The sequence below is a fragment of the Citrobacter sp. wls829 genome, assembly GCF_005280825.1.
GTDB lineage: Bacteria > Pseudomonadota > Gammaproteobacteria > Enterobacterales > Enterobacteriaceae > Citrobacter > Citrobacter gillenii.
Window position 1 is genome coordinate 1 of the sequence record NZ_SZWP01000098.1, and the last position, 5,600, is coordinate 5,600.

Consider the following 5,600-nt stretch of genomic DNA (forward strand, 5'->3'; position numbering starts at 1 on the left):
ATAGTGATAATGCTGTTGTAATTTCAGCAATAACTGGCTGAGGTAAAGAGGCAAACTATTATCCTCAAGAATGGTACTCAGTCGGCTAATAACGGCAGCTCCTCGGGGAACGCTAATGCCAAATTCCAGCAGAAAAGCATGCATTTGATTGGTTGTTTTTACCTTATCCTGAACCAGGGATTCACGGACACGATGCAGAGCCCGCATTGCCTGCTGAGATTCCGTTCTGGGCTGCACAAAACGCATAGACGGACGCGATGCAGCTTCACAAATAGCTTCGGCGTCGACAAAGTCGTTTTTATTGCTTTTAACGAACGGGCGGACAAATTGTGGTGATATCAGCTTTGGGGAATGCCCCAACTCTTCCAACTTGCGTGCCATAAAGTGAGAACCGCCACAGGCTTCCATTGCGATGGTTGTAGCGGGGCATGTCGCCAAAAATTCGATCAACTTTGGCCGGGTAAATTTTTTACGGTAAACAGCCTTCCCGCGACGATCCTGGCAATGAATATGGAAAGAGTTTTTACCCAGATCGATACCAATGAGCGCAATGTTTTCCATGATAGTTCTCCGAATGAAAGCCTGTCCTCAGCATAGTACCGGGAAGGAGGGAGTGACCATCTCATTAAATAAAGCACGCTAAGCCGGTGGCAGCGGTCGCAATGGCCTGAACTTCCCCGCACCGACCTTGGCACTGCTGCGCCATAGGTAATCGCCGGTCAGGTTGATATGCTCCCACCCCAGCGGGGACAGATAGGGCGAATGATTGGATCACCGCCTTGCCGTCGCTGCTCGCAGCAGCCAGCTTCATGGCCAGCGCCGCCTCGTGAGTCTGCGCGTCAAAGTTTCTGAACTTGGTCGCATCAGCGCCGAGGTAAGCAAGGATGCGCATTTTTTCAGTAAGCGGTGGCTCGGGGTGTGCAGCAACTTTTGGGGCGAGCTGAACGACCTGAACCCATTCCTCCTGCGAAATCGCACCGGTAATAGCCTGCATGTTGCGCCCGAGTTCCTGCATGATCTTGCGTAGCGCCAGTGGCTCAACCTGGGTAGCGTCACCAGCCCAAGCTGGCAACTGAAAACCCCATAAAAGCAGGCAGGCCGTAACGGTCAGGGTGATAGTTCCAAATGCGTGGCTGTGTTTGCGGTGGGTCATGAAATTCTCCTGTAATTCAATCGTTCTCTCATTCGAACTCCCGCCCTTCGCCAGCTTCCTCATGGGTCACGCCGTCGCGGATGTGGTAGATGCGCTTGAATGTGGGGATGATCTTTTCGTCATGGGTGACGACGATGATGGCGGTCTCGAACTTCCGGGCCATGTCGTTGAGGATGCGGATTACAGCCATGGCGCGCTCGGAATCCAGCGGCGCAGTGGGTTCATCAGCCAGGATCACCGGCGGACGATTGACCAGTCCGCGCGCGATGGCGACCCGTTGCTGCTCGCCACCGGAGAGTTGCGAGGGCATTGCGCGAGCTCGGTGTTGCACATCAAGCGCTGTGAGCAATTCCAGTGCCTTCGCGCGCGACTCTCCATTCGCGACGCCTGCAAGCATCGGCAGCAGCGCCACGTTGTCGGTGACATCGAGAAACGGAATCAGGTACGGCGCCTGGAAAACGAAACCGATCTTGTCACGCCGTAAGGCGCGCAGGTCGCGGACTTTCCAGCCATCGGCGTAGATCACTTCATCGCCCAGCGTCATGCGACCGGCGGTCGGTTCGATCACCGCACCCAGACACTTGAGCAGCGTGCTCTTGCCGGACCCGGAAGGGCCGATCAGTCCCACCACTTCACCAGGCGCAACATGCATATTCACGTCTCTCAAGGCAAAGACAGCGGTGTCACCATCGCCATACCGCTTGCTTAAACTTTCGATGTGTATCCCTTTGCCACTCATCTCAACCTCCAATGGCTTCGGCCGGATCGACCTTGAGTGCTATGCGAATGGCGACGAGGCTAGCTAGAACGCAGATCACGAGCACGGCAAAAAAACCGGCGACAGAATCCATTGGCGTGAGCAGGACATATTTTGGAAAAGCCGGTGCTGAAAAGGTGGCTGTGATCTTGCCGACCACGAAGCCAATCACGCCCAGGGCGAGCGCCTGCTGCATGATCATCGCGGCGATGGTTCGGTTGCGTGTGCCGATGAGCTTCAACACCGCGATCTCACGGATTTTGTCCATCGTCAGCGAATAGATGATGAAGGCAACGATGGCCGCGCTAACGATGGCCAGAATCACAAGGAACATGCCGATCTGCTTGGCCGAGGTGGCGATCAGCTTGCCGACGAGGATGTCTTCCATCTGTGCCCGGGTGTAGACCGTCAAACGCTTCCAGCGCTGGATGGATTCGGCAACCTCGTCCGGCGCATGACCAGGTTTCAGAGTGACCAGCACGGCATTGACGAACGCGTTGCTGCTCTGTGAAGCAATCACGGCATCCAGCAAACCTGGATCACCGGGTCGATTGAAGACCGGGTTGGCTTCGGTGCGACGCCGGCTTTGCCAGATGGCATCGTTGTCCTTGAGGAACTGGGCCTCCTGGGCATCTTTGAGCGGAATGAATACCATCGGGTCGCCGCTGGACGACACCATGCGCCGTGTCAGCCCCACGACGGTGTAATGATTGCGGCGAATGGCAAGACGATCTCCCAGTTTGAAGCCGGTGGCGATGTCGGCCACAGCCTCGTAGTGACCGCGCGTGATCTGGCGTCCAGCGACGAGATAAGGAGGCCATCCGGGTGTAGCCCCCAACGCACCGGGCGCGATGCCGACCACCATGGTGCGTACATCACTCTCGCCCTTGCGTACCTGCATGGTCAGGTAGGTCGCGTTCGCTGCCTGTGAGACTCCCGGCATGGCGAGAATGGCGCGATACACGTCATCGTTGAGGCTGGACGACTCCGCATAAGGACCCAGAGTATCCTTTTGCACCACCCAAAGGTCAGCGCCACTGTTGTCGAGCAACGCCTTGCCGTCGTCCACCATGCCTCGGTACACCCCAGCCATGACTAGGGTGACGCCGATCAGCAGACCCAGACCGATGCCGGTGAAGACGAATTTCCCCCAGGCATGGAGAATGTCGCGGCCGGCCAGGCTGATCATCGTGAAACTCCCGGGATATGCTCGACCACATGGATGCGGCTGCGCGCCGTCAGTGCCTTTTCGCTATAGGTCACAACCTGGTCCCCATTCTTGAGCCCTTCGCGCACCTGCACGTAACCATTGAGGTCGGAAGTGCCGAGCTTGACCGGGGAGAAATGCAGATCACCATCCACGATTTGCCAGACACCAACTTTATCGCCTTCACGCTGGACGGCAGCGTTGGGGATCAGTGGAGCGGCCGGGAGCGCCGGCAAGTCAACCGTGACTTCGGCCAGTTCACCCACTGGTGGCAAAGGTTCTGGTTTGTTATCGAATGTCACCTTGGCAAGCGTTTCCTCGGTTACCGCGTCGGCCTTGGGTTCCACCCGCAGCACGCGACCTTTCAAGGTCTGGCCACCACGCGAACGCAGGACGATATGAGCCGGCAGCCCCCCAGCCAGCCCCGATGCGCTGATCTGGTCGAAGCGCACATTGATCCACAAACTCTTGGGGTCGATCACTTCCACCACGGCCTGGCCCGCGACGATGGTCGTGCCGGGATCGGCATCGCGCACGGCGACTACACCGTCGACCGGCGCGATCAGGCGCAGATTGCTCCGCTGCGCGACGAGTGCTTCGCGGTCGGAGCGTGCCCGGGCAATATCTTCCCGAGCGGCGGATAGGGCGGCATCGGCGATCTGCAGTTCCTGCCGCTTGGTGGTGACGATTTCCTCGCTGGTCGAGCGCACCGCAAACAATTGCTCATAGCGGCGCGCCTGGGTTTGCGCGTAGGCTTGCCGGGCTTCTGCCTCGCGCAAAGCCGCTTCCGCCCGCTTGAATACAGACTCCTGTGAGCGCACCCGATCATCAAGGTCGACCGGCTCCATCTCGCCGAGCACCTGTCCGGCCTTGACCTGGCCGCCTACATGCACCTCCAGGCGTTTGACGCGCCCGGCAAACGTCGGCCCGATCTTGTAGGTGTAGCGCGCCTCCACCGTGCCGATGCCGAACAGCGCCGGTGTGATAGCCCGTGATTCCACGCTTGCCACCGTCACAGCGACCGGGGCGAGCGGCCCTGATCGCAGACCGACATAAATAAAAAGCACCAGCAAAGGAATGATGACGGCAAGCAGTGCCAGGGTGCGGCCTTGCAAGGGTAACTTTTTCATTGCGCACTCCTTATGCCACGCCGATAAATTGCAAAGACGCGCGGCGCATCGCGGTGCATACGTCCCACATCACCCGCTAACAGCGATTGCATGACCAAGCCCTGGATCGTGCCAATGAACAGCGTTGCCGCCGCCTCGTTGTCAAGCGAGGGAGACAACTCGCCGCTGGCCTTGCCTTTCTCGATGAGACGATGCAAACGTTCGCCGTAGCGCTGAATCAAGGTTTGCACCATGCGCTTGGCCGGTGTCGATTCGGCACGCTGAAGCTCACCAAACATCATTCTTGGCACGCCTGGGTGCTCAGCTACGAATTCGATATGACTCATGAACATCGCCTCCATGGCTGCCAAGGGCGACTCGATTCCTTGTGCGGATCGATCGATTCTGGCTAATAGGCGCTCTGCTACCCACTCCATGACCGCCTGCCAAATGGCTTCCTTGTTCGGGAAGTGCCGAAACAGCGCACCCTGGGTCAAGTTCATGTGTTTAGCGATAGCCGCAGTGGTTATCTCGCTTGGGTTTTGCGAACCGGCAAGCGCCACGACGGACTCGACAGTTACGGCACGACGTTCATCGGCCGGCAGATGCTTTGGATGGGTGTCCACGAGCACTCCTGGTAAGATAGTAATTGATTACTATCTTACCACAAGAGGCAACTCAAACAAGAGAAAACCCGACGTACTCGTCAATATCTAGAGTCTGCAATGGGCTTAACGTGCTTTATTTAATGAGATGGTCACTCCCTCCTTCCCAGTACTATGCTGAGGACAGGCTTTCATTCGGAGAACCATCATGGAAAACATTGCGCTTATTGGTATCGATCTGGGTAAGAACTCTTTCCATATTCATTGTCAGGATCATCGTGGGAAGGCCGTTTACCGTAAAAAATTCACCCGACCAAAGCTAATCGAATTTCTGGCGACATGCCCGGCAACAACCATCGCGATGGAAGCCTGTGGCGGTTCTCACTTTATGGCACGCAAGCTGGCAGAGTTAGGGCATTTTCCAAAGCTGATATCACCGCAATTTGTCCGCCCATTCGTTAAAAGCAACAAAAATGACTTCGTTGATGCTGAAGCTATCTGTGAAGCAGCATCACGTCCATCTATGCGTTTCGTGCAGCCCAGAACCGAATCTCAGCAGGCAATGCGAGCTCTGCATCGTGTCCGTGAATCCCTGGTTCAGGATAAGGTGAAAACAACTAATCAGATGCATGCTTTTCTGCTGGAATTTGGTATCAGCGTTCCGCGAGGTGCTGCCGTTATTAGTCGACTGAGTACCCTTCTTGAGGACAGTAGTTTGCCTCTTTATCTCAGCCAGTTACTGCTGAAATTACAACAGCATTATCACTAT

General features: G+C 56.5%; 5 protein-coding genes and 2 pseudogenes. 1 reads left to right on the forward strand and 6 read right to left on the reverse strand.

Annotated features, from left to right (window positions below):
• From FDW88_RS18840 to FDW88_RS18860, 6 genes and pseudogenes are all read right to left on the reverse strand, one after another.
• Positions 1-561, reverse strand: a pseudogene (locus FDW88_RS18840) (IS110-like element IS4321 family transposase); the annotation flags it as partial.
• 64 nt (positions 562-625) lie between these two features.
• Positions 626-1,153 carry a hypothetical protein gene (locus FDW88_RS22495; RefSeq protein WP_044258217.1) on the reverse strand — a complete coding sequence of 176 codons (528 nt, stop codon included), beginning with the start codon at positions 1,151-1,153 and terminating at the stop codon, positions 626-628.
• A gap of 28 nt (positions 1,154-1,181) precedes the next feature.
• Positions 1,182-1,892, reverse strand: coding sequence for an ABC transporter ATP-binding protein (locus FDW88_RS18845; RefSeq protein WP_004393997.1), 711 nt, complete (start codon positions 1,890-1,892; stop codon positions 1,182-1,184).
• Between the two features lies 1 nt (position 1,893).
• A complete protein-coding gene (locus tag FDW88_RS18850; protein ID WP_022652303.1) occupies positions 1,894-3,099 on the reverse strand; it encodes an ABC transporter permease in 1,206 nt (401 codons plus the stop codon).
• Positions 3,096-4,247: an efflux RND transporter periplasmic adaptor subunit gene (locus tag FDW88_RS18855; protein WP_032430843.1), complete on the reverse strand. Its 1,152-nt coding sequence runs from the start codon at positions 4,245-4,247 to the stop codon at positions 3,096-3,098. Before FDW88_RS18855 ends, FDW88_RS18850 begins: the two co-directional genes overlap by 4 nt.
• Positions 4,244-4,852 carry a TetR/AcrR family transcriptional regulator gene (locus FDW88_RS18860; RefSeq protein WP_004393990.1) on the reverse strand — a complete coding sequence of 203 codons (609 nt, stop codon included), beginning with the start codon at positions 4,850-4,852 and terminating at the stop codon, positions 4,244-4,246. The genes FDW88_RS18855 and FDW88_RS18860 overlap by 4 nt, the downstream gene beginning before the upstream one ends.
• Positions 4,853-5,039: 187 nt before the next feature.
• On the opposite strand from FDW88_RS18860, the pseudogene FDW88_RS18865 reads away from it, so the two are divergent.
• Positions 5,040-5,600: pseudogene (locus FDW88_RS18865) on the forward strand (IS110-like element IS5075 family transposase); the annotation flags it as partial.